Source organism: Bacillus sp. 7894-2 (assembly GCF_002272225.1).
Classification (GTDB): domain Bacteria; phylum Bacillota; class Bacilli; order Bacillales; family Cytobacillaceae; genus Cytobacillus.
Genome location: NZ_NPDG01000121.1, coordinates 1 through 22,589, shown reverse-complemented (window position 1 = coordinate 22,589; position 22,589 = coordinate 1). Strand labels below are relative to the sequence as shown.

General features: G+C 43.0%; 22 protein-coding genes. 6 read left to right on the top strand and 16 right to left on the bottom strand.

Features of this window, described 5'->3' with window-relative positions:
• Positions 1 to 90 precede the first annotated feature (90 nt).
• Positions 91 to 1,194 carry an SH3 domain-containing protein gene (locus tag CHI10_RS17320; protein ID WP_095245460.1) on the bottom strand — a complete coding sequence of 368 codons (1,104 nt, stop codon included), beginning with the start codon at positions 1,192 to 1,194 and terminating at the stop codon, positions 91 to 93.
• 258 nt (positions 1,195 to 1,452) lie between these two features.
• Between CHI10_RS17320 and CHI10_RS17315 the strand changes: the two genes are divergently transcribed.
• Complete coding sequence (locus CHI10_RS17315) at positions 1,453 to 3,366, top strand: alkaline phosphatase family protein (RefSeq protein WP_095245459.1); 1,914 nt, start codon at positions 1,453 to 1,455, stop codon at positions 3,364 to 3,366.
• Positions 3,367 to 3,450: 84 nt separating this feature from the next.
• On the opposite strand, the gene CHI10_RS17310 is transcribed toward CHI10_RS17315, so the two are convergent.
• The 7 genes from CHI10_RS17310 to CHI10_RS17285 form a co-directional block, all read right to left on the bottom strand.
• Positions 3,451 to 4,914 carry a PAS domain-containing sensor histidine kinase gene (locus CHI10_RS17310; protein ID WP_095245458.1) on the bottom strand — a complete coding sequence of 488 codons (1,464 nt, stop codon included), beginning with the start codon at positions 4,912 to 4,914 and terminating at the stop codon, positions 3,451 to 3,453.
• A 107-nt stretch (positions 4,915 to 5,021) separates the two neighbouring features.
• Positions 5,022 to 6,401, bottom strand: a complete 1,380-nt coding sequence (gene rlmD, locus CHI10_RS17305) for a 23S rRNA (uracil(1939)-C(5))-methyltransferase RlmD (RefSeq protein WP_095245457.1) — start codon at positions 6,399 to 6,401, stop codon at positions 5,022 to 5,024.
• 299 nt (positions 6,402 to 6,700) lie between these two features.
• Complete coding sequence (locus CHI10_RS17300) at positions 6,701 to 7,636, bottom strand: diacylglycerol kinase (RefSeq protein ID WP_095245456.1); 936 nt, start codon at positions 7,634 to 7,636, stop codon at positions 6,701 to 6,703.
• Positions 7,637 to 7,886: 250 nt separating this feature from the next.
• On the bottom strand, positions 7,887 to 8,504 hold the full coding sequence (locus CHI10_RS17295; RefSeq protein WP_095245455.1) for a TetR/AcrR family transcriptional regulator: 618 nt from the start codon (positions 8,502 to 8,504) through the stop codon (positions 7,887 to 7,889).
• 49 nt (positions 8,505 to 8,553) lie between these two features.
• A complete protein-coding gene (locus tag CHI10_RS17290) occupies positions 8,554 to 8,784 on the bottom strand; it encodes a hypothetical protein (protein WP_286137451.1) in 231 nt (76 codons plus the stop codon).
• A complete protein-coding gene (locus CHI10_RS22785; protein ID WP_286137450.1) occupies positions 8,768 to 8,899 on the bottom strand; it encodes a hypothetical protein in 132 nt (43 codons plus the stop codon). The genes CHI10_RS17290 and CHI10_RS22785 overlap by 17 nt, the downstream gene beginning before the upstream one ends.
• Positions 8,900 to 8,928: 29 nt before the next feature.
• Complete coding sequence (locus CHI10_RS17285; RefSeq protein WP_095245453.1) at positions 8,929 to 9,288, bottom strand: anti-sigma factor; 360 nt, start codon at positions 9,286 to 9,288, stop codon at positions 8,929 to 8,931.
• A gap of 363 nt (positions 9,289 to 9,651) precedes the next feature.
• Between CHI10_RS17285 and plsY the strand changes: the two genes are divergently transcribed.
• The 3 genes from plsY (at position 9,652) to CHI10_RS17270 (ending at position 12,169) form a co-directional block, all read left to right on the top strand.
• The gene (gene plsY / locus CHI10_RS17280; RefSeq protein WP_095245452.1) at positions 9,652 to 10,278 is read left to right on the top strand and encodes a glycerol-3-phosphate 1-O-acyltransferase PlsY; all 627 of its coding nucleotides are present in this window, start codon (positions 9,652 to 9,654) and stop codon (positions 10,276 to 10,278) included.
• A 100-nt stretch (positions 10,279 to 10,378) separates the two neighbouring features.
• Positions 10,379 to 11,038, top strand: a complete 660-nt coding sequence (locus CHI10_RS17275) for a DUF421 domain-containing protein (protein WP_095245451.1) — start codon at positions 10,379 to 10,381, stop codon at positions 11,036 to 11,038.
• A gap of 105 nt (positions 11,039 to 11,143) precedes the next feature.
• Complete coding sequence (locus CHI10_RS17270) at positions 11,144 to 12,169, top strand: STAS domain-containing protein (protein ID WP_095245450.1); 1,026 nt, start codon at positions 11,144 to 11,146, stop codon at positions 12,167 to 12,169.
• A 150-nt stretch (positions 12,170 to 12,319) separates the two neighbouring features.
• Here the strand turns inward: CHI10_RS17270 and CHI10_RS17265 are convergent, their stop codons facing one another.
• The gene (locus CHI10_RS17265) at positions 12,320 to 13,084 is read right to left on the bottom strand and encodes a metallophosphoesterase family protein (protein WP_095245449.1); all 765 of its coding nucleotides are present in this window, start codon (positions 13,082 to 13,084) and stop codon (positions 12,320 to 12,322) included.
• Between the two features lie 164 nt (positions 13,085 to 13,248).
• On the opposite strand from CHI10_RS17265, the gene CHI10_RS17260 reads away from it, so the two are divergent.
• Positions 13,249 to 14,181 carry a manganese-dependent inorganic pyrophosphatase gene (locus tag CHI10_RS17260; protein ID WP_095245448.1) on the top strand — a complete coding sequence of 311 codons (933 nt, stop codon included), beginning with the start codon at positions 13,249 to 13,251 and terminating at the stop codon, positions 14,179 to 14,181.
• A gap of 54 nt (positions 14,182 to 14,235) precedes the next feature.
• On the opposite strand, the gene CHI10_RS17255 is transcribed toward CHI10_RS17260, so the two are convergent.
• From CHI10_RS17255 to aceA, 7 genes are all read right to left on the bottom strand, one after another.
• A complete protein-coding gene (locus CHI10_RS17255; protein WP_095245447.1) occupies positions 14,236 to 15,303 on the bottom strand; it encodes an NAD(P)H-dependent flavin oxidoreductase in 1,068 nt (355 codons plus the stop codon).
• Between the two features lie 19 nt (positions 15,304 to 15,322).
• Positions 15,323 to 15,883, bottom strand: a complete 561-nt coding sequence (locus tag CHI10_RS17250; protein ID WP_095245446.1) for a thioredoxin family protein — start codon at positions 15,881 to 15,883, stop codon at positions 15,323 to 15,325.
• A 163-nt stretch (positions 15,884 to 16,046) separates the two neighbouring features.
• Complete coding sequence (gene gatB, locus CHI10_RS17245) at positions 16,047 to 17,474, bottom strand: Asp-tRNA(Asn)/Glu-tRNA(Gln) amidotransferase subunit GatB (protein WP_095245445.1); 1,428 nt, start codon at positions 17,472 to 17,474, stop codon at positions 16,047 to 16,049.
• A 12-nt stretch (positions 17,475 to 17,486) separates the two neighbouring features.
• Complete coding sequence (gatA, locus tag CHI10_RS17240) at positions 17,487 to 18,944, bottom strand: Asp-tRNA(Asn)/Glu-tRNA(Gln) amidotransferase subunit GatA (RefSeq protein WP_095245475.1); 1,458 nt, start codon at positions 18,942 to 18,944, stop codon at positions 17,487 to 17,489.
• Between the two features lie 13 nt (positions 18,945 to 18,957).
• Positions 18,958 to 19,248, bottom strand: coding sequence for an Asp-tRNA(Asn)/Glu-tRNA(Gln) amidotransferase subunit GatC (gatC, locus tag CHI10_RS17235; RefSeq protein WP_095245444.1), 291 nt, complete (start codon positions 19,246 to 19,248; stop codon positions 18,958 to 18,960).
• Between the two features lie 223 nt (positions 19,249 to 19,471).
• The gene (locus CHI10_RS17230; protein WP_095245443.1) at positions 19,472 to 19,906 is read right to left on the bottom strand and encodes a YueI family protein; all 435 of its coding nucleotides are present in this window, start codon (positions 19,904 to 19,906) and stop codon (positions 19,472 to 19,474) included.
• Positions 19,907 to 20,111: 205 nt separating this feature from the next.
• Positions 20,112 to 21,401, bottom strand: a complete 1,290-nt coding sequence (gene aceA, locus CHI10_RS17225; protein ID WP_095245442.1) for an isocitrate lyase — start codon at positions 21,399 to 21,401, stop codon at positions 20,112 to 20,114.
• A gap of 306 nt (positions 21,402 to 21,707) precedes the next feature.
• Between aceA and CHI10_RS17220 the strand changes: the two genes are divergently transcribed.
• Positions 21,708 to 22,547: an STAS domain-containing protein gene (locus tag CHI10_RS17220; protein ID WP_095245441.1), complete on the top strand. Its 840-nt coding sequence runs from the start codon at positions 21,708 to 21,710 to the stop codon at positions 22,545 to 22,547.
• The last annotated feature ends 42 nt before the right edge of the window (positions 22,548 to 22,589 follow it).

Genomic DNA, 22,589 nt, shown 5'->3' with positions numbered 1-22,589 from the left:
ATAGACCACAAAAGTAATCGCTGCTAAGACCTGAGACGTATATTAAATAAAAAAAACACCTGCAGAAATTTTTCCGCAGGTGCTTTATGGCTATTTAACCGCCAATGCACGCTTGCCCATGGCATTGTAAATCTTAATGAACTTTTCTTTTGGCATCTTAACATCTTTTTTAACAGCTTCACTGTCATTAAAATAAACATAATCGGCATCCACACCGGTTACGACAATACAGTGCAGAGGTGTCGGTGCGCTGATCGTTTTGCCGGCAGGCGTTTTCCAGGTTCTTTTATTCGGCATTTCATGGCTGATAGTAAACCACGCAAGAACAGGATTACCCTCTGAAACAGCCTTTTCTAATTCCGAGAAATCTTTACCGGTCAGATTTACACCGCCAGGACGATATTGATCAAGCAGCTTTTTCAGCGGCCCCGGATTTATCGTGTGTCCGTTGCCAAAAGGTGTTCCAACGAACCCGACATCAGGGTCGCCCCAGGTTATAATCGATCCGTCTGCATTTCTTACCAGCTTGGTTGAGTCATATGGCATTTTTTTTGCCAGTGTGGTTTTGCTGACATTCACTCCATAAAACTTCAATGCCATCGCAAGGGAAGTGACTTCACATCCGCTTGGCAGCTCCGGCCGCTGGGCAATGAGCGGCACATTAATTTTGGACAGGCGGGCATCACTGGCTTTCACATAATCACCGCTGACATAACCCGTTCCGCCATTGTAGGAAATTTTATACCAGCCATTGCTTTCCTTATGTATAACATTCATTACAGATCCGTTCTTCAAGGACCCTATTTTCCCGTAATTTGTACCCGGACCTTTCCGGACATTCAATGACGTAGCTTCCACCCGGTAAAGCTTTTCATTTGTTTTGACATACTGGCCGCTGACATAGCCTGTTTTGCCATTGTAGTTTATTTTGTACCAGCCGTTTGCAAGTCGTTCAATCGCCTGAATACTGCTTCCTTGAGCCAGGCCCCCAATCCGGCTGTAATTTGTTCCCGGACCGGAACGGACGTTCAGACTGGTTGCATCCACTGTGTAAGTAGCGGAAGCCGCTTCTGCCACTGCCGCGTTTGAAAGGCTCGGAATTGACGGCGACAAGACTCCTCCTGCCAAAATAGCAGCAGCAACAGTGCCTTTTAATATAGCTCTATTTCCATATGAACCTTTTAGAATTGCCATGCACTTTCCTCCATATCCCTGATTTTATTTCTGTCGAATTTTGCGGATTACTCTAAAAATAAAGATTAGCAAACTTCAAGTCTACCTATTTGGGACTGGAAAAATTTTATTGATTCTATTGAATCAGATTGAAATTGCTTATTTAGCAGAGTCAGTATATTTGGCATCTGTATATCTTCCCTATTGAAAAAGTTTAATTATAAGGGCTGCAGGGAATAAACTCTTGTACCAATTCACTTACATCTTGGAGGAAACATAATGAATAAGCACTATTTTCATATAGTAATTTTATTAATAGGATCGATTATATTCCCTTCCTCAGGATATGCAGAGGATACGATTGGAAAGGAAAACAAGGTTGTGCTGATCTCCTTTGATGGAATGAGAAACGACCTGGCAAAAGAATTTATACAGGACGGCAAGCTTCCTCATTTTAAATCACTTATGAAGAACGGAGTGGCTGCCAAGGATTCCAAAACCGTAACCCCTTCGCTCACTGCACCATCCCATGCGGCCATTGCCTCAGGTGCAGCTCCATCAGAAACAGGTATGGTCAGCAATAAATGGCAGGATCCCAACAAGGAATTGGCCAATGGAGAAAGCGCTTTTCATCAGCCGCTTGATAAAAGCCCGCTTTGGGCAGAAGCCAAAAAGAATGGCAAAACAACGGCAACCGTGCTGTTTCCCGGATCAAACCCTGATGCAGGCGAACAGGCTGATTATGCAGTTTATTATGGTGAAACCTGGGCAGAGAGCTCACTCGATAAGCTTCAGTTCAAAAAAACAGAGAGCTGGAAGCACACCGAAAACAGCTTCAGCCCTGCAAAGGAAGCTTTAGTGAAGCTTCCTTTGAAAAAAGCACAGAATAAAGAGATCTATATATTAGCTTTAGACACTTCGGATGATGGAAAAACCAGTTATAACCGCTTCATTTTTTCGGAAAACCGTAGTGCAGACTCCGAAGATGTTATCGTCAATGCCAATGAATGGGGATCAATTCCTGTTGAAGCTGACGGTGAATCTGCAGGATTTTGGTTTAAGCTGAAGACTGATACCAGCCTTGAGAAAGCGAGCATTTACCGGACTGCTGTTACATCAGCTCTCATTGAAGGTCCAGAAGGATTTGAAGAGGAGCTGCTATCGGAATTCGGCTTTTTCCCCGTCCAGGATGATACAAAGGCTTTTGAAAAAAAGTGGATTACTCGGGAAGAGTACGAGGAAATTGGTTCGCGTTTTGTCCGCTGGGCAACTGATGTGTCTCTTTATATTAAAGAAAAATACCAGCCCGATCTGCTGATGTTTTACACACCTCAGATTGATTATGAATCACATCATTTTCTGCTGACAGATCCGCGGCAGCCCGGGTATTCAGAGGGAAATTCCCAAAGACATTCGAAATACATTGAATGGGCCTACAAGCTTGCAGATGATGTAGTAGGACAGACGATGGACAGCCTTAGCGAAGAAGACCACCTTCTTGTGGTATCTGATCACGGCATGGAGCCAGTCCACACCATACTGGCTCCAAACACACTTCTGAAAGAAGCAGGTCTCTTAAAAACAGATAAAAAAGGCAAAGTGGATGAGGAGAACTCCAAAGCAATGGCTGTAGCCAGCGGATCAGCTGCCCAAATATATCTGAATGAAAACCTCACCAAAAGAGAAAAGGAAAAGGCTGCAGACCAAGTGGTGAAGCTCTTTAGCGAATATAAAATCAAACCCGAATTTAAGACAAAAATCCTTAAGGGCTATTTAGGTGAAGCCGGTGATTTTCTCGCCGAAGGAAAGTTCAGCCAATTTAATCAAACGGCAAAGCAATTTTCCAATTACCTTTTCAGGAAACAAGAAAAGCCTTATCAGATTGCGTATGATAACAATAAAGAGAATAAGCACCCTAACCAGGGAGACATATTGCTGCTTGGTGCAAGTGGCTATATGATGGGCAGCAGCTTAACAGACCCCCAAATGCCGGCAATAGAACTTGGCAGCCATGGCGGCAATCCTGACCGGAAAGAACTCAAGGCGGTATTCTTTGCACAGGGTCCTTCTTTTAAAAGTAACAGCGGAATTGGTTCGATTACCACACTGGATATCGCCCCGACCGTTTATAAACTGCTGGAGATACCGGCTCCTGACTTTTTGGAGGGTGAAGTTCTGAAAGATGCATTTTAATTAAAAACACGGCCTTGCTATATGCTGCAAGGCCGTGTTTCATTTTTGAAAAAAACCCACCCCTAAAGAGATGAGCAGAACAAACTATATACAATCCAATTCTACAGTTACTGTAGTTCCTTCACCTATAAAACTATCGATAGTCATCAGCCCTTGGTGTTCCTGTATAATTTTGTTGCTGACCGTAAGCCCCAGACCGATTCCTTTATCTTTTGTTGTATAAAAAGGTGTCCCAAGATGCTTCAGCATTTCATCATCAATGCCTGCTCCTTCATCTGCAAAAGCAATCCTTACACGCCCGCGCTCTATTTGCTGCATGCTGATATATACATTTCCGCCATTCGGCATAGCTTCAATCGCATTTTTTAAAAAGTTCACAAACACTTGCTTCAGCTGAAGAGGTGAACATAATAGCATGATATCATTCTCACTATGTATGAGATGAATCTGGACATTATGAAGCAGTGCCTGCGGATGAAGCACCTTAATCGTACTTTCCAGAATGGACATTAAGTTCCCTTTCTCAAACTCAATTGCCTGAGGCTTTGCCAATGACATGAACTCATTGACAATGATATCAATTCGATCAAGCTCTTCCATAATAATGGATAGATAATTATCCTGTTTTTCCTGATTCACGCTTGATTGGAGCAGTTTTGAAAAACCTTTTAAAGAAGTAAGCGGGTTCCTGATTTCGTGGGCAACCCCTGCTGCAAGCTGTCCGATAATGGAAAGGCGATCCAAATTCCGCAAAACAGCATCATTATTCACTCTGTCTGTTATGTTTCTGCCTACTGCCACAATTAATTCAATTTCTCCCCTGTCGTTGAAAATAGGGGAAATGCTAGTCTCCACGAAAACGACATCACCATTGGCCGTATTCATTTTTGTCTCAAGGAGCTGAGGCTCTCCTGTTTCAAGCAGGTTTTGAGAGACCTTGTTAAACTTTTCCCTCTCTTCCTCGGAGAATATGGCAGTGGTACAGGACTTCCCCACAAGCTGCACCGGCGAATATCCCAATACATTTTCGTGAGATGGGGATGCATAAATCACCGTTTGTTCTCTTGTGAAGACCTTGATCATATCTGTTGTATTCCTCGTTATCAAATCGTACAGTTCCCTGGTTTTTCTTAATTCCCTCTCCATGCTTTTAAACTCTGTCATATCCCGGAATATAGCCAAAACGGCAATGATTTTTCCCTTGGAATTTCTGAAAGGAGAATAGGAAACCGATATATCCAGAATCGAACCATCCTGATGATAACGCTGTGTGATTACATTGCTGTAAACCTTCCCCAGCTTGACCAGTTTTATTATCCCCTTCACTTCTTCCGGGTTCTGAAAGTCGGTAAACTTCCTGCCGATAACCTGCGCTTCGGTATAGCCAAAAATCACCGTATACATATGATTAACCCTTATAAAACGGTTTTCCATATCTATGATGGCAACCCCATCTGCCGTGCAGTTCAGGAACAAGTCGAGCAATTCATCAGGATTGGAGTAAATCGATTCACCATCATTGCCAAGGATCGGGAAATCATTGACCATTAACCTCACCCCATTTAATAACGCTATAAACTATATTTTACAGAATTATATAAAAAAAAGCATGAGGATTCTTTAGAGCTCAATAAAAAAAGCAGCTCCCCCACAGGTTAGCTGCCTTCTTTCCATTCCAATCCCGCAACTGCTTCACAATGCATCGTCTGCGGAAACATGTCCACCGGCTGAACCTCGATGGTTTTATATCCGCCATCCTCTAAAATACGCAGGTCCCTTGCCAATGTTCCCGGATTGCAGGATACATAGACGACTTTCTTTGGCTTCATGCTTAAAATAGTTTTCAAAAGAGCCTCATCACAGCCTTTGCGCGGCGGGTCAACGACCAGCACATCTGCTGTGTTCCCTTTTTTATACCATTCAGGAATGACTTCTTCTGCTTTTCCGACTGCGAATGAAGCATTCGTCATCCGGTTCAATTCCGCATTCCTCTTCGCATCCTCAATGGCTTCCGGCACAATTTCTACTCCAAACACTTCTTTTGCTTTCTGTGCCAGGAAAAGAGAAATGGTGCCAATTCCGCAGTACGCATCGATAACCTTTTCTTCTCCGCTCAAATTCGCATATTCCAGTGCCTTATCATATAAAACCTTCGTTTGCTCCGGATTCACCTGATAAAAGGAGCGGGCGGAAATCGCAAATTTGATATCGCCAATAAAATCATAGATCACTTCTTCGCCCCAGAGAACTCGTGTAACATCTCCCATGATCACATTGGTCTTCCGCGAATTCACATTATGGACGATGGATTTAACACCTTCGATACTTGCTGCAATCTCTTCCACAATCTTTTGCTTATTCGGGAGCTCGTTCGTCCTTGTAACAAGGACAATCATCACTTCGCCTGTCACAAGACCATAGCGCGCCATCACGTGGCGGAGCTCGCCCTTATGCCTGCCTTCATCATAAGCTCGGACACCATAGCGGCCGCAAATTTCCTTTACCTTTTGAACAACCTCATCATTTCTTTCCTGCTGGATGAGACATTCCTTCATATCGATGATCTGGTGGGTGCGCTGCTGGTAAAATCCGCCTATCAGACCGCCTTCCTGCTCGCCAATCGGAACCTGCGCTTTATTTCTGTAGCGCCACGGATTCTTCATGCCGAGAACCGGATGCACCTTGACGCCATCCAGCTTCCCGATTCTTTCCAGTACATCTCTGACCTGTTTTTCCTTTGCAAGAAGCTGGCCTTCATAGCTCAAGTGCTGCAGCTGACATCCTCCGCACTCCTTATAAATCGGGCAGGGTGCTTCCACCCGGTATGGGCTGCTTTCATAGGTCTCAATCAGGCGCCCAAACCCATATCCCTTATTCACCTTTATTACTTTGACTTTTGCTCTCTCACCCGGAAGTCCATCCGGCACAAATAACGGATAGCCGTCAACCTTTGCCACTCCTGCACCTTCATGGGTCAAATCCTCAAATGTCACATCTATATAATCATTTTTTTGCACAGGTAATGTTCTGCTCATCATTTTCTTCCTTTTCAGCTTAATTCCGTGACCTATTTTGACTAGACAGATTGTATCACAAAATAGGGTTAAATACGAAATGGATATCTTTCCGATCCTTTGGACTGCATACCCCGCAGCAGGCCTATTTGCAGAAACGAATCCTGAATTTGCATTTTTTCCAGTCTATTTGCAGGGTTTCCCTATCTATTTGCTCTTTCACTCTTCTATTTGCAGTAATACTTTTCTATTTGCAACGTTCACAACTTCCTGTGTTTCTGCAAAATAAAAGCCCGCCCTGTAATAGAGCGGACTTCCTATTATTCGTGGGGGCTTTCCCAATCTGCCGGGCGGTCTTCTTGGCGGATCTGGTCAATAGGAACAAACACTTCCAAATGCCTGTACAGGTTTACGAATTCAGCAGGAAGAAGCCCGCCAAATTCACCATCAAGATTAAGCTGTACCTTTTCTTTGGATTTCACTTTAATGCGGTTTGCCTGCGTGTAGATGACGTTCGGATCCTTTACATGCTCACCCCGGACTGCCATTGTCGCGATCCGGATAAAATCGGCAAGATTGGTTTTCTTTAAGATCAGCAGGGAGAATAGTCCGTCATTAATACAGGAATCCGGCGCAAGCTTTTCAAAACCTCCGACTGAATTTGTCAGACCGACAAGGAAAAGCATGGCTTCACCCTCAAAGATTTTCCCGTCAAACTCAATGCTGACTTCAGTTGAACGGATAGAAGGGAGCATTTCAATTCCCTTAAGATAATAGGCAAGCTGGCCAATCATGGTTTTAAGCTTGCTTGGCACCTCGTAAGTCAGCTCTGTCAGCCTTCCTCCGCCAGCGATATTAATAAAATATTTATCATTAATGCGGCCAATATCAACAGGAATGGTATCCCCTTTTACAATGATATCTGCTGCTGCTTCCACATCTCTTGGAATATGAAGCGCACGGGCAAAATCATTGGTTGTTCCCATTGGGATAATGCCGAGACGCGGACGGTAATCCTGTTCAGCGAGTCCATTTACAACCTCATTAATCGTGCCGTCACCGCCTGCTGCAACGACCAGGTCAAATCTGCGTTCAACAGCTGTACGGGCAGCTTTAATGGCATCCCCTTCACATGTGGTTGCATGGCATGACGTTTCATAGCCAGCCCTCTCTAATTTTTGCAAAACCTCTGCTAAATGTCTTTTAAAAATTTCCCGGCCTGAAGTCGGATTATAAATAATTCTTGCTCTTTTCATAGCCCATCATCCTATTATTGAAATATCTAAACTTAATCCTTTTTATTCCATCTTTTTCATCATAGCGAATAGTCCACGGCTTAGCAATTTTCACAGCTATCCGTTTCTATTCTATTCACTTCCTGGTGTTTTCACAAGTGGACAGATGCACAAATGAATTATACCCTCATTAAGCAAAAAAGTATCGTAATTAAGTTATATTTCTTGGCCAGGTGCTTTAAATCAGTATTATCCAGGATGAGGGTAAGCATTACCCCTGTTTGAGGTCCTGCAAAACAAGGCCCTTAACGTAGTCAATAATAGTTCTATATGGATATTCTTCATTAATGACTCTATGAAGCATTGCCCCATCCATAAAAGTCCAGAACAATCCTGCTACATGATTTGGATCGGCACCGGAACGGAATTCTCCGGTGTTCTGTCCTTCCTCCATAATATCTGTTATCAGCTTTAAGAAGAACTTCTTTCCACGCTCATTGAGGATTCGATTCAGGTTCTCATCTCTTGAGGAATGCAGCGTAAATTCCAGCTGAACAGTTATTCTATCTTTCCGTTCCTGGCTGAAAGGGCTCATATCCCTGTACAAGTCAAACAGGTATTCAAGTTTCTCTTCCGCAGAGGAGAACACGGATATTTTCTCTGCAAGTCTTGCATTAGCTGATTCTGTCTGCTCATTTAACAGATCCAGATAGATTTCTTCCTTGCTTTTAAAATAATTATAGATGGCTCCCTTGCTGATTCCTGAATAAGCGACAATATCATCTATGGTCGCTGCCTGAAATCCTTTTTTGGCAAAGCAGGCCAAGGCGCCAGACAGGATCTCTTTCTTTTTTTTCCGTTTATATTCCTCTGATACGATAGGTGGCAATTCTGTCCCTCCAAGGCATTTAATATATTCTCTTTCAGTTATTCATTTATTAGCAGCACTTCCGGCTGATTTTACTGCTTTTCAGAATTTCTTCTGAATACAGGCTGGCATGTTCACTCGTGATTTCCGTATTTTCCTCCGTCAATCCTGCTTTTATCAAGTCTTCTTTCATTTTAGCGAGAAATAAATCTCTGATAGCAGCTGAACGGCACGGCTGCATCTGCGCTGCCAAATCCCAAATCCATTGCTCAAGATGGACACTCTTACTCTTTTTTTGCATTTTCTGCGGAACCTGCCTTCTTCCCATATCTCCCACTCCCCAGGTATTGTATTAAAATAAACTGATTGGTCTTTTTATTGTAAGTAACTTTATATGAATTTTCAAATTTTTTCATTAAAAAAAACTCCTAACTTCCGTTAAGAGTTATTCCTGATCTATTTGATTTTTCTCCCGGTACATGGTTACTAATCCCCCAATGAGCATAAAGCCGGCAAAGGCAAGAGGAAACCAGCGCTCAAACAAGGAGGATTTAGGTGGCAGCCCACTCTGTTCCTTAGAAACTTCTTTGGGAAGTTCGCCTGTAATCTGAGCCATGACAAGATTGGTAAAGTCCTCTTCCTCCGGCATTTCCGGCAAGGAGTACTCCTCCTCTTCCATCACTTCAAGGTATACTTCCAGACATTGATCACATATATAGAGATGATCTTCATAGAGTTCACGCTCAGGTTCAGAAAGCTCATTTTTCGCATATTTCCGCCATTCCTCCAATGAAAAATGCTCCATGAAAATCATCTCCTTCCAAAGTTCCTTACAGGGAGTGCTTTGAAACACAAATAATATCCTGCAGGGTATTATTTTTATCAAACATATCCTTATAACTATTCGAATTACGTTCTTTCTTTTTGAGTGCCGAAACAATCATAATTTAGAGAATGGAATAATTCAATACCTTTTTTATAATAATCTCCCACTAAAAAAGTAACAGAATTTTCTATTACAGATAAAGAATAATTCTCCCTCTTCACTAAACCATTATATGGTAAACTGTAAGCATTGACTACATGCAGAGGAGGCTAGTAAAAAATTTTCAAATAATGGACAACTCTCAATAACAATTGAATATATTGATGAAAAAGGATGAATACGATGACTTTTCTTATTTACCTGGCAGCATACTTAATAGGATCAATTCCTACTGCCTTATTATTTGGCAGATTTGCCTTTGGAATTGACATTCGTGATCATGGCAGCAATAATCCCGGTGCGACTAATACATTAAGGGTTCTTGGCAAAAAAGCGGCTATCGTGGTTCTGCTGGTGGATGTGGGCAAGGGTGCCGCCGCTGCGGCAATTCCTGTCATTCTGAACGCTGAAGCTGATCCGCTAATAGTCGGGATGGTCGCAGTTGCCGGCCACTGCTTTCCGGTCTTTGCAGGATTCCGCGGAGGTAAAGCCATCGCAACCACAGCTGGTGTCTTGCTTGCAGCAAATATCTGGATGTTTTTAGTCGCCTATATCTCTTTTGTCTCTATCATTGTCCTAACAAAGTATGTATTTTTCGGCTCGTTATCGGTGGGTGCATCCTTGCTTATCTATTCCTTATTTACTGAAGGCACTGAACATGAACTTATCTTTTCTATTTTCCTATTATTTCTGATTTTCCTGCATCGCTCGAACATAAAAAACTTTATTGATAATAATGAGCCGAAAATCAATGATAAGCGCTTAAAAGATGACCGCATCCCTCCAAGAGATGATAAAAAGCGAGCCTGATTGAAACCCGAATCTGCATTCGGGTTTTTTATTATTTTTCACATGAAAGCAGCTCTTTAAGCAAAACCTTTGAATAAGATGTTTTCAAAGGAGCTTGCACATGTTCTTGATCTTAAAAATAGCGAGTCTTTACTTAATCACAATCATGATTATGAGACTGATGGGGAAATCTACGATTATCCAGATGACTCCTTATGACCTTGTCGCCATTATTATCGTTGGCACAGTTGCTTCTGAGCCTCTCATTAGCACTGAATACTTGCCGACATTAACAGCATTGGCCATTCTTGTGGGCCTTCACATCCTCTTCTCATATTTGACTTTAAACCAGATTGGCAACCGATTTTTTCTTGGTGAGCCGACGATGCTGATTAAAAATGGGGAAATCCTTGAAGACAATCTGGAAAAGTCCCATCTTTCCATGTCTCAGCTGCTGTCCATTTTAAGAAGCAAAGGCTATCCCAAGATTGCGGATGTTGATTATGCTATACTTGAGCCAATTGGTGAAGTGAGCATCATCCCGAAAGTGGCCAATACGCCTGTCACAGTTGAGCATTTAAAGATCCCCATTCAGGATGAGGGGCTCCCGATTGCAGTGATTGTGGATGGCAGGATCCAGACGCGTAATCTCGATCTGCTCGGACAGACTAAGAATTGGCTTTTAGAGCAGCTTCGGCAAAACAATTTAAATGAGAAAGAGATTATGTACGCTTATGTGAATGAAAAGTCGAAGAAATTGAATATTAACAGACGCAGATAATTTTTTAAATGGGTTTATTGATTGAAATATAGGGTATTTAATATGAGTTACATACCAGAAAAATAAGTAGCTTTACTATACATATCAATATCAGGGGGTAATGGTATGAAAGACGCAGGTCTAGTGCTTGAAACAAAAATTGATGGTTTTAATTTTAATTGGGACCTGGAAAAGGGTCAGTTTAATTTTGAAGGTGAAGACTCTGTCCTCTTTTGGATAAGTTCAGCCATGAAAAGCTTTTTCGATACGATTGAAGAGATTTCCGGAAAAGAAACCTCGAGTCTTGTACTTGAGACTGCCGGCTTCAGGCAGGGAATGGTTGTAGGAAAGTTTTTTAAAGACATGGATCTGCCTATAACTGAAGTGGCCAATATCATCCCCAGAATATACGCGTCTGCCGGCTGGGGGAAATTCATCATCACTAATGTAGATCCCGCTGCCAAAACTGCCAGGGTCAGAACTGTAGACAGCTGGGAATATAAGATTAACAGGAAACAAGAGAAAACTGAGTCCGGCACCTTTCTGCCGGGACATTTTGCAGGGATCTTTTCGGCTGTGTTCGGGACAAGCATCTGGTATAAAAAGGAATCTGACCAGTTAGCCGGCCACGTATATACAGAGCTGGATTTCTTCCCTTCAAGCGTTACGGTTGAGGAAAATATTCACGCTTTAGCGAGACGGGAAGAATCTAAAAAAATCAGCGAGCTTGAGAAATTGGTGGAAGTACGCACGTTAGAACTTAAGCAGCTTGTTAAAGAAATCTCTTCACCGGTTATACCTGTCCTGGATGGAATTGTTGTTGTCCCTCTTTTGGGAAGATATGATGAATTCCGCTCTGAAGAACTCGTCGATAAAACTCTTCATAGCCTTCCGAAGCACCAGGCAGATTGCCTAATCCTGGACCTGACCGGGTTAAATCAATCCATCAGTGCCTACACGGTTGAGTTCTTAAGCAAATTGGCTGCTGCAGCTAATCTGATCGGCACTGAAACGATTCTGGTTGGCATTTCTCCGGAACTTGGCACTAAGATTACGGAAACCAACTTTAATCTCTCTAAATTTAACTGCTTCACAAATCTGCAGCACGGCATTTATTACGCTCTATCCAAAAAAGGCAGGAAAATCTTTTAATCAGTACAAAAAGCTGACTCCGCATCGGACGGAAGTCAGCTTTTTTGCTAATAAAACCAGGATATTCTGTTCGTATAGCCGAAATTTATATGCACATAAGATTTTGCGCTCAAGCGGATATATTTTTTATGCGCATTCAGGATCGGGCTCCTATTTCTCTGCCTGTACTTTTTTCGGCGCACCCCTATATTTTGCTTCGCGCAGCTCCAGCGCATAGGCCTCAATTTTCGGCATTCCCATTTCTTTGGCAATGCTGATTTCTTTTTCAATATTATATGGAACCCGGACAATCTCGATGGAGAAAGGGGCAGCTTCTTTTGATAAGTATTCCCCATGCAAAATTGCATAAGTAGCCTGAGGGATATCAAGGGAGTTTCCAACGCTTCCCGCATTGAATAGTGTCTTCTGCGGATGAATTGGTTCAACCAGGGCTGCGTGAATATCCCCGTACCCGATAACATCCGGAATCCTGCCTTCCTCTCCGGCAGTAATATTCACCGTATTCTCGAACATTGCCAGCTTTTCTTCATATGAATCCCTCATTGGCACAACCCGATGATAAATGCTTTTGGCTGAAGCATGGTAGAGTCTGATATATTTTCCGCTCATATAAAAATCGTGATGGAACGGGAGCGTGCCTAAATAGGACAACGCCTCTTCCCCCAGCTGCTTCTGATGCCACTGCCCCTCTTCAAAGTCCAGCGGCTTTTGCATAAAGTCATCCCAATTTCCGAGGAGAACCACTTCACAGGCCTCTTTAATCCGTTCAACAGCTTTAAGAGAATTGGGTCCTTTTCCTATTAAGTCACCCAGGCAAAAAATATTTTCTATTCCGCGTTCACGAATATTGTCCAGAACAGCCTCCAGAGCTGTGATATTTCCTTGAATATCAGATATTACGGCTACTTTTCCCATGTCTGTCTCCTCCTTACTTTTTTATATTTCTCCAAAACACCCAGGCTTCCTCCAACAATTTAAAAAAACAAAATTTGATTTTTCCCCGTACCGCCATTACATTAGAAATATGGTAAAATAACAGCATGCCAAAACCAACGTTACATATAGAAGGAGTAGGAATTATGTCAAAAGTATTTGTATTCGGACACAAAAACCCTGACACTGACTCAATCTGTTCAGCACTAGCTTATGCAGAATTAAAAAACAAATTAAGCGTAGATGCAGAGCCAATCCGCCTGGGACAGGTAAATGAGGAAACACAATATGCCCTGGATTATTTTAAGACTGAAGCTCCCCGGCTTGTTGAAGCAGTATCCAAGGAAGCCGGCGAAGTAATTCTTGTAGACCACAACGAGTTCCAGCAAAGTGCTGATGATATCAGAGATGTGAAAATCCTGGAGGTAATTGACCACCACCGCATTGCAAACTTTGAAACAAGCGATCCGCTTTACTACCGTGCAGAGCCTGTTGGCTGTACAGCAACCATTCTAAACAAAATGTACAAGGAGAACGGAGTGGAAATCAGCAAGGAAACTGCTGGTCTGATGCTTTCTGCCATCATCTCTGATTCCCTTCTGTTCAAATCTCCAACATGTACAGATCAGGATGTTGCAGCAGCACGCGAGCTTGCTGAAATTGCAGGAGTAAACCCGGAAGAGTATGGTCTGGAAATGCTTAAAGCAGGAGCAGACTTAAGCAAAAAGAGCGTGAAAGAGCTAATCTCCCTTGATGCAAAAGAATTCCAAATGGGCAGCTATAAAACAGAAATCGCTCAGGTAAATGCAGTTGACCTGAATGACGTACTTAGCCGCCAGGAGGAATTGGAAGCTGTGATTACTGAAAACATTAACAACAAAGAGCTTGATCTTTTTGTTTTTGTTTTAACTGATATCCTTAACAACGACTCAGTTGCCATTTCTCTTGGCAAAGAAGCTGCAGCAGTTGAAAAAGCTTATGATGTAACGCTTGAAAAAAACAGTGCCGTATTAAAGGGCGTTGTTTCACGCAAAAAGCAGATCGTACCGCCTCTTACAAACGTATTGGCCGGCAAATAAAGTAAACTTCAATCAGTGAATAAGACAGAAGCAGTGCCCACTTGGCACTGCTTTTTATTTATCCAATAATTCTTCTGTCCCATCAACAAGCATGGTCATCAGTTCCTTCACTGTCACCTCTTCAGCCATTCCCACTCCCTGACCGGCCCATAATGACATAAACTCCGGCCGCTCAAGCTTCGCTGCATGCTTCCGGATAGGCGCTGTCATATCATTCTGCAATGGATAAGGCAACGGCTGCACACCTTTCATTTCTTCCATGAACCTGTTGCGGATCCCTCTTGCAGTCTTTCCTGAGAATGCTTTCGTCACAGCTGTCTGGTCATTCCCTGCATTTAATAGAGCTCGCTTATACAACCCGTGAGCCCCGCTTTCCCTGCATGTAAGAAAGGCCGTTCCAAGCTGGACTCCTTCTGCCCCTAGGATCATGGCCGCAGCTATACCCCGGGCATCCATGATCCCCCCTGCTGCAGCCACAGGACAGCTTACTGCATCTGCCGCTTGCGGTATGAGAGCCATGGAACCGATCATTCCGCTTTCTTCCTTGTGAAAAGTTCCGCGGTGTCCCCCTGCTTCTGACCCCTGAACAACAATTATATCTGCGCCCGCCTCTTCCCATTCCACTGCCTCATTGACATTCGTTGCGGTTCCAATAATCATCGTAGCCTGTTTCTTTAATTCCGAAATGATGGCCGAATCAGGTATGCCAAACGTAAAGCTGCAGGCAGGCACACGTTCTTCCATCAAAACATCAAGCTGTTTTTTGTATAAAGCAGCATAATCCTTGTTCGGCAGAGCTGGTTTTCCCGCCATACCAAGCTCACTGCTGTATCGTTCAAGCACATTCCCCATGCTGCTGATGTCCTCTGCATCCGCCGAAGCCTCACTATCCGGAACAAAGAGATTGACGCCAAATGGCTGATCAGTCAATTTCTGAATCTGTTTTATATTTTCTCTTATTGCAACCGGACTCATATAGCCTGCACCCATATTTCCAAGCCCGCCGCAATTTGATACCTCGCTGATTAATTGCGGCGTTGTCATCCCTCCAGCCATGGGAGCCTGGAAAATAGGGTATTTTATATCCAGTTTAGCGGTGATGGAATTCCGGTTCCAGTCCATTTAAAACACCCTTCCCACTCTATTTTTCCGTAACAAGAGCATCTATTATACTATCAGCAACCGTATGCCAAATCTTAGAATCCTCCTGATAGGAAGCGATTAATCTCCTGTACATGCTCATTTGTTTTTCCTTAAAGTCCTCAGCTTCCTGTGGAGGGAGCTTGCTTCTTTCCCCATCCACCAATTCCTGAATCTGTTTGGCACGCGGTCCCCAAACAGCAAATTCATCCCCTTCTTTTTCTATAAAGATATAAATAGGTATCGCTCTGGATGTTCCGTTAGTCAAATACTGGTCCATAAGCTCAAGGTTCTGATCTCTCAAAACAAAACGGACTTCCATGCCGGTTTCCTCTGCGATTTTTAATAGAATCGGATTATTCAGCATGGCGTCACCGCACCAATCCTCAGTCAGTGCAATTACCTTCATGCCAATGTCCTTAAACTCTGATAATCTTGTTTTTTCGTCATCGGATAATGAAAAGCGATTATAGATTTTATTCATCTCTTCTTTGTTAACTTGCATGGATTCTATATAATTCTGCGGACTTAGACCCTTCGCAAACCAATCCATCAATACCATAAACCCACTCCCTTTTTTCGATTTCTTTAGTGTTTATTCTTTACCATCCGCTATCATTCCTGCATTTGCTGTAGCACTTTGTAAAACTGAATCTTTTCCTGGGAAATAGGGATTATTTTTGTCGAATATAAGAAAAGCTGATGGATTCCCATCAGCTCACCTTTTATCTTTTCTGTATTTCCTGCTGCAATAATTTGTTAACAAGCGGCGGGTTGGCCTGTCCTTTTGTGGCCTTCATAATTTGGCCGACCAGGAAGCCGATTGCTTTTTGCTTTCCATTTTTGAAGTCCTCGATGGATTGCGGGTTCGCATCGAGCGTTTCACCGATAATTTTAAGAAGTGCGCCTTCGTCCGAAATTTGGACAAGGCCTTTTTCTTTTACGATTGTTTCCGGGTCTCCGCCATTTTCAACCAGCTCTTTGAATACTGTTTTGGCAATTTTGGAAGAGATCGTGCCGTTTTCGATCAGCTTAATCATGCCTGCAAGTCCCTCAGGTGTCAAAGCTATATCGGTCAGCTCTTTTTGTTCAGCATTCAAGTAAGCTGACAATTCACCCATTACCCAGTTGGAAGCCTGTTTGGCGTCTGCTCCTTTGTTCACAGCCGCTTCAAAGAAATCAGATGTTTCTTTTGTGACTGTCAGAACAGCTGCATCATAAGCCGGGAGCCCAAGTTCTTCAATATAACGGTTCTTTCTTTGGTCCGGAAGCTCAGGAATCTCTGCACGGATGCGGTCTTTCCACTCTTCATCAATATGGATATCTAGTAAATCAGGTTCTGGGAAATAACGATAATCATCCGAACCTTCTTTTACCCTCATTAGGATCGTTTTATTGGTTGCTTCATCATAGCGCAATGTTTCCTGCTGGATTGTTCCGCCAGAACTTAAAACCTCTTCCTGCCTCTTCTCCTCGTACTCGAGCCCTTTGCGGACAAAGTTAAACGAGTTCAGGTTCTTCAGCTCTGTCTTTGTGCCAAATTCCTCCTGGCCGACAGGACGAAGGGAGATATTCGCATCACAGCGAAGTGAACCCTCCTCCATTTTACAGTCAGAAACGCCAGTATACTGGATGATGGACTTTAGTTTCTCCAAATATGCGTATGCTTCATTAGGTGTGCGGATATCCGGTTCAGAAACAATCTCGATCAGAGGAGTACCCTGGCGGTTATAGTCTACTAGTGAATAACCTTTAGCATGAGACAGCTTGCCTGCATCCTCTTCAAGATGAATACGCGTAATGCCGATTTTTTTCTTATAGCCGTCTACTTCAATCTCGATCCAGCCATGTTCACCAATGGGCTTATCGAATTGCGAAATCTGGTAGGCTTTAGGATTATCCGGGTAAAAATAATTTTTTCGGTCAAATTTTGTAACAGGTGCGATTTCACAGTTCAGCGCCATCGCAGCTTTCATTCCGAATTCAACTGCTTTTTTATTAATGACTGGCAGTACTCCAGGATAGCCGAGATCGACGACTGTTGTGTTGGAGTTCGGCTCTGCCCCAAAATGGTTAGGGCTTGCCGAGAATATTTTTGAATCTGTTTTTAGCTCAACATGGACTTCAAGTCCGATTACCGTTTCGTATTTCATGAATTTCCCCCCTTACAATCCCGGTTTTTGCTTATGGAATTCTGTAGCCTGTTCAAAAGCATGCGCTACGCGGTAAACTGTGCTTTCATCAAAATGCTTTCCGATAATCTGAAGGCCAAGCGGCAATCCATCCGCGAATCCGCAAGGTACGCTGATTCCAGGCACCCCGGCAAGGTTTACTGGAATTGTCAGAATATCATTTGCATACATAGTCAGAGGATCAGACGTATTTTCACCAATCTTAAAGGCAGGAGTTGGCGCTGTCGGTCCAATAATGACATCATACTTATCAAAAACATTTTCAAAATCCTGTTTAATCAGCGTACGCACCTTTTGTGCCTTTTTATAGTAGGCATCGTAGTAGCCAGAGCTTAAAGCAAATGTTCCAAGCATAATGCGGCGTTTTACTTCATCCCCAAAGCCTTCTGCACGGGTCTTTTTGTATAAATCGATTAAACTTTCAGGATCCGCTGTTCTATAGCCATAGCGTACCCCATCAAAGCGCGCCAGGTTTGCCGATGCCTCAGAGGAGGACAGCAGATAATAGGTTGCCAGTGCATATTTGGAATGCGGAAGAGAAACTTCCTCCCATGTTGCCCCCAGTTTTTCCAACACCTTCAGGGCATCCAGCACTGACTGGCGCACATCTTCATCTACACCTTCAGCCAAATATTCTTTTGGTACGGCGATTCTCAGGCCCTTTACATCGCCAGTTAAGTTTTCTGCATAGCTTGGCACCTCAACATTTGCTGAAGTAGAATCCATTGGGTCAACACCTGAAATAGCCTGAAGCAGATAGGCGTTATCTTCAACTGTGCGGGTAATAGGTCCAATCTGGTCCAAAGAGGATGCAAATGCAATCAGTCCGAAACGGGATACTCTTCCATATGTAGGCTTTAACCCAACAACTCCGCAATAAGAAGCAGGCTGTCTGATTGAGCCGCCTGTATCTGATCCTAGAGAAAATAATACCTCTCCTGCAGCAACAGAAGCAGCAGAGCCGCCGGAAGACCCGCCGGGAACTCTTTCAAGATTCCAGGGATTTCGGGTTACCTGAAAACCTGAGTTCTCATTGGATGATCCCATTGCAAATTCATCCATATTCAGTTTGCCGATTGTAATGGTTTCAGCATTATGTAATTTGGATGCAGCCGTTGCGTCATAAATCGGGTCAAAGTTCTCAAGAATTTTACTCGCACTTGTTGTGCGCAGACCCTTCGTTACGATGTTATCCTTTACTCCAATCGGCATACCGAACAAGAGGCCTTTTGCTTCGTCCGTTCCGATTTTTCCATCCATTATCTTTGCTGCTTCACGGGCTCTTTCTTCATCAAGCGTCAAGAAAGCCTGTACTTTGTCCTCCACTTCACCGATTCGCTTGTACGATTCACTGACAAGATCGGTAACCGTTATTTCTTTTTTATGTAAAAGCTGATGAAGCTCAGACACCTTATGATCAAATAAACTCACCATTTTCCCCTCCCTACTCAATGATAGACGGCACTTTTATATAGCCATCCTGATGTTCCGGCGCATTTTTCAAAACTTCTTCCTGTGGAAGCCCTTTATTCGCCTTATCTTCTCTCAATACATTTTTCATATCAAGAACATGGGATGTTGGTTCAACATGATCTGTATCAAGCTCATTCAAAAGCTCTGCAAATGAAATCATTTTATCCAGCTGTTCCGTATATGCAACAGCTTCCTCTTCAGTCATCGCAAGTCGCGCCAAATGTGCAACATGCCTAACCTGATCGATTGAAATTCTCGACATTAATGCCACCTCCAAAATTTGAATACTGTCAATGCACAATTATTATGATCATACCAAACTTTCGCGCGTTAAAGCAACACGCGAGAGCGGGCTGAATTAGCAATTATCTGCTTATTTTACCATGAGTTGAGGGGGAATTGTGGATTTGCTTCTTTCCTTTAGCCGTCAAGTGAAAATTGCAGCTGTTATTCCCCCAAAAATAGAGCAGCGCCGCAGACGCTGCTCATTTCCGCTTAAATAGTTTGGCAAACAGGCCGCCTTTTTTCGCCTTTTTCGTCTCTGCTTTGACCGTTTGCCTCTTCACAAATATTTCCGGTTTATCAATTGCATAGTCATAGGCCAGAACCAGCCCAATCTCAGAATTATGTTCTTTGTTGGTAACGATTGTATATTCGACCTTATATCCTGAAGCCAGTTTTATATATTTTGATAAATAGGAGTAGTTCATATTTCCATTCAGATAAAGATGAGCTTTGCTGTTGGCTTTAAGTGCTTCTTCCACCTGAGGATAGGTTCCATCCTCCCTCATCTGCGGCTGCTTCAAGGCAATGACCACCCTCTCCCGAAGCGAGCCAAGAAACTTGCGGCGCTCATCCGGATTGGTCTGTTTTTGCCCATAAATCCCCTGTTGAAGATAATCATCTATATTGTCAGCCAATTGTACATCCTCCGTCCTTATTTGACCTCAATGCCTTCATTGTATTCAGTATTATGCCCTATTTCAAATTTCGCCTATATAATATGTATGTTTTCGACAGAGGTACTGTGCTTGCCTGATAAGCAAAAAATACCTCCCTTCCAAGGAAGAGAGGTGTAAATTAGGAGAATATACAAGATAAAAATCAAGTTACATAGGGTAGAAACTAAGCTTCCTGCTTTTCAGTGAACTGTTCTTCCTCGGTTGATCCTTTTAAAGCGGTTGTCGAGGAAGTCCCTCCAGTAATGACCATTGAAACCTGGTCGAAATAGCCGGTGCCTACTTCACGCTGATGCCTTGTCGCCGTGTAGCCATGTGTTTCGCTGGCAAATTCAGCCTGCTGCAGTTCAGAATATGCAGCCATTCCGCGGTCTTTATAGCCGCGAGCCAATTCAAACATGCTATGGTTCAAAGCATGGAATCCTGCTAAAGTAACGAACTGGAACTTGTAGCCCATTTTGCCGAGCTCCACCTGGAATTTTGCAATCGTTTCGTCATCGAGCTTTTTCTTCCAGTTAAATGAAGGAGAGCAGTTATACGCTAACAGCTTGCCAGGGAATTTTTCATGAATGGCATCAGCAAAGCGCCTAGCTTCATCAAGATCAGGTTCAGATGTTTCACACCATACCAGATCAGCATAAGGAGCATACGCCAATCCCCGAGCGATCGCTTGGTCGAGTCCTGGTTTTGTGCGGAAGAAACCTTCAGGAGTGCGTTCCCCCGTAATAAAAGGTGCATCATATGGATCTACATCGCTTGTAATCAAGTCGGCCGCGTTAGCATCAGTCCGGGCGACAATAACTGTCGGCACTCCCATAACATCCGCTGCCAGCCTTGCAGATATTAAATTCTTAACAGCGGTCTGCGTTGGAAGCAATACCTTTCCGCCAAGATGGCCGCATTTCTTTTCAGAAGAAAGCTGGTCCTCGAAGTGTACCCCGCCGGCACCCGATTCAATCATGCCTTTCATAAGTTCAAATACATTCAGCTGGCCGCCGAACCCTGCCTCAGCATCTGCTACAATTGGAGCAAACCAGTCAATGGAATGATCACCTTCCATATGATGAATCTGGTCAGCACGCTGTAGTGCCTGATTAATTCTTTTTACTACACTTGGAACGCTGTTGGCTGGATACAGGCTTTGATCCGGGTACATATTTCCGGACAGGTTCGCATCGGCAGCAACCTGCCAGCCGCTTAAGTAAATGGCCTTCAGCCCAGCCTTAACCTGCTGAACAGCCTGGTTTCCCGTTAACGCCCCTAATGCATTGACGAAATCTTCTTCATTCACAAGCTTCCATAACTTCTCTGCACCACGGCGAGCTAATGTATGTTCGATATCAATTGATCCTCTTAACTTAATGACTTCCTCAGCGGTGTACGGTCTTTCTACTCCATTCCAGCGTTCATCCATTTCCCAGCTTTCCTGCAGCTGACGCACTCTTTCATCTGCCATTTGTTTAAATCCTCCTTTTAATTTAGAAAAATCATCACTTCAGCAAGATCCCGGCTGCAAAATACTCTGTAACATAACAGAACTAAAAATGTAATCCCGTTATATTATAAGTCTACGTTGTTATAAAACAATTAAATATCTGTGTTTGTATTATATAACAGTAAATTCAGAATGGGAACCCCTTAATTAAAAAATTTAAAATTTACTGAATAAAACATCCCGCTTCTTTTCATCTTCACCCTCTGTGCTATGATATAGAGATTAGTTGTGGCTATTAAATCATCCTGATGGATGAAAGGAGAATTTATGGTAGATAAAAATCAATCTTTATATAATTATCTAGTTGAAAAGGCCCCCGAAATGACAAAGGATTGGAGAAGTTTTCAGGTCGTAAAGGCTGGTTCCGACTATTCCTCCGATGCCCCTCCCGAAAGGGCAAGGAAAGTTGAGGAGCAAAATACAAAGTATTTCAGGACTGTAGCAAAATCGCTGCTTCAGACAGAAGAAGAAATGAAGGAAACGATAGCCAACTGGACAAAGCAGACGTCCGCTGATCGGGTTAAATCCAGAACCTCCCTTGTTGAGGTCCAGAGAAATCTTTCGATATTCCGAAAGGTTTATTGGATGCATATAAAACGTTTTGCCGAAACTGCCGATTTGAATATTAAAACAGAGGATATTTTTCATTGGCAGGAAGTTATTGATTATACACTGGATTATGTAATGGAAACCTTCACTGAAAACTTTATGGATATATTGCTGAGCAGATTAAGCGCACAATCAATATTAATAAAAGAACTGAGCACGCCGGTTATCCCGCTTTCCTCAGAAGTTGGGCTACTGCCGATCATTGGGGATATTGATACAGAACGGGCCAAATTTATTATGGAATCTACTTTGCAGCAGAGCGTAAAGCTGGGGATCACTCATTTAATCATTGACCTTTCGGGTGTCATCATGGTCGACACAATGGTTGCGCACCAAATCTTCAAAGTTATTAGTTCTTTAAAACTGATCGGTATTCAGTCAACTTTGCTTGGCATCCGTCCTGAAGTTGCCCAGACAGCCATTCAACTGGGAATTGACTTTAAGGAAATAACCACTGAAAATTCTTTGGGAAAAGTATTTAGAAAATTAAACATTTAATTTCTTAAGAGACCTATTAACAGTTAGGTCTTTTTTTATTTA

Coding starts and splice junctions, on each gene's coding strand:
- CHI10_RS17320 (WP_095245460.1), bottom strand. CDS start 1,194: ATGGCAATTCTAAAAGGTTCATATGGAAATAGAGCTATATTAAAAGGC.
- CHI10_RS17315 (WP_095245459.1), top strand. CDS start 1,453: ATGAATAAGCACTATTTTCATATAGTAATTTTATTAATAGGATCGATT.
- CHI10_RS17310 (WP_095245458.1), bottom strand. CDS start 4,914: ATGGTCAATGATTTCCCGATCCTTGGCAATGATGGTGAATCGATTTAC.
- rlmD (WP_095245457.1), bottom strand. CDS start 6,401: ATGAGCAGAACATTACCTGTGCAAAAAAATGATTATATAGATGTGACA.
- CHI10_RS17300 (WP_095245456.1), bottom strand. CDS start 7,636: ATGAAAAGAGCAAGAATTATTTATAATCCGACTTCAGGCCGGGAAATT.
- CHI10_RS17290 (WP_286137451.1), bottom strand. CDS start 8,784: ATGCAAAAAAAGAGTAAGAGTGTCCATCTTGAGCAATGGATTTGGGAT.
- CHI10_RS22785 (WP_286137450.1), bottom strand. CDS start 8,899: ATGAAAAAATTTGAAAATTCATATAAAGTTACTTACAATAAAAAGACC.
- CHI10_RS17285 (WP_095245453.1), bottom strand. CDS start 9,288: ATGGAGCATTTTTCATTGGAGGAATGGCGGAAATATGCGAAAAATGAG.
- plsY (WP_095245452.1), top strand. CDS start 9,652: ATGACTTTTCTTATTTACCTGGCAGCATACTTAATAGGATCAATTCCT.
- CHI10_RS17275 (WP_095245451.1), top strand. CDS start 10,379: ATGTTCTTGATCTTAAAAATAGCGAGTCTTTACTTAATCACAATCATG.
- CHI10_RS17270 (WP_095245450.1), top strand. CDS start 11,144: ATGAAAGACGCAGGTCTAGTGCTTGAAACAAAAATTGATGGTTTTAAT.
- CHI10_RS17265 (WP_095245449.1), bottom strand. CDS start 13,084: ATGGGAAAAGTAGCCGTAATATCTGATATTCAAGGAAATATCACAGCT.
- CHI10_RS17260 (WP_095245448.1), top strand. CDS start 13,249: ATGTCAAAAGTATTTGTATTCGGACACAAAAACCCTGACACTGACTCA.
- CHI10_RS17255 (WP_095245447.1), bottom strand. CDS start 15,303: ATGGACTGGAACCGGAATTCCATCACCGCTAAACTGGATATAAAATAC.
- CHI10_RS17250 (WP_095245446.1), bottom strand. CDS start 15,883: ATGGTATTGATGGATTGGTTTGCGAAGGGTCTAAGTCCGCAGAATTAT.
- gatB (WP_095245445.1), bottom strand. CDS start 17,474: ATGAAATACGAAACGGTAATCGGACTTGAAGTCCATGTTGAGCTAAAA.
- gatC (WP_095245444.1), bottom strand. CDS start 19,248: ATGTCGAGAATTTCAATCGATCAGGTTAGGCATGTTGCACATTTGGCG.
- aceA (WP_095245442.1), bottom strand. CDS start 21,401: ATGGCAGATGAAAGAGTGCGTCAGCTGCAGGAAAGCTGGGAAATGGAT.
- CHI10_RS17220 (WP_095245441.1), top strand. CDS start 21,708: ATGGTAGATAAAAATCAATCTTTATATAATTATCTAGTTGAAAAGGCC.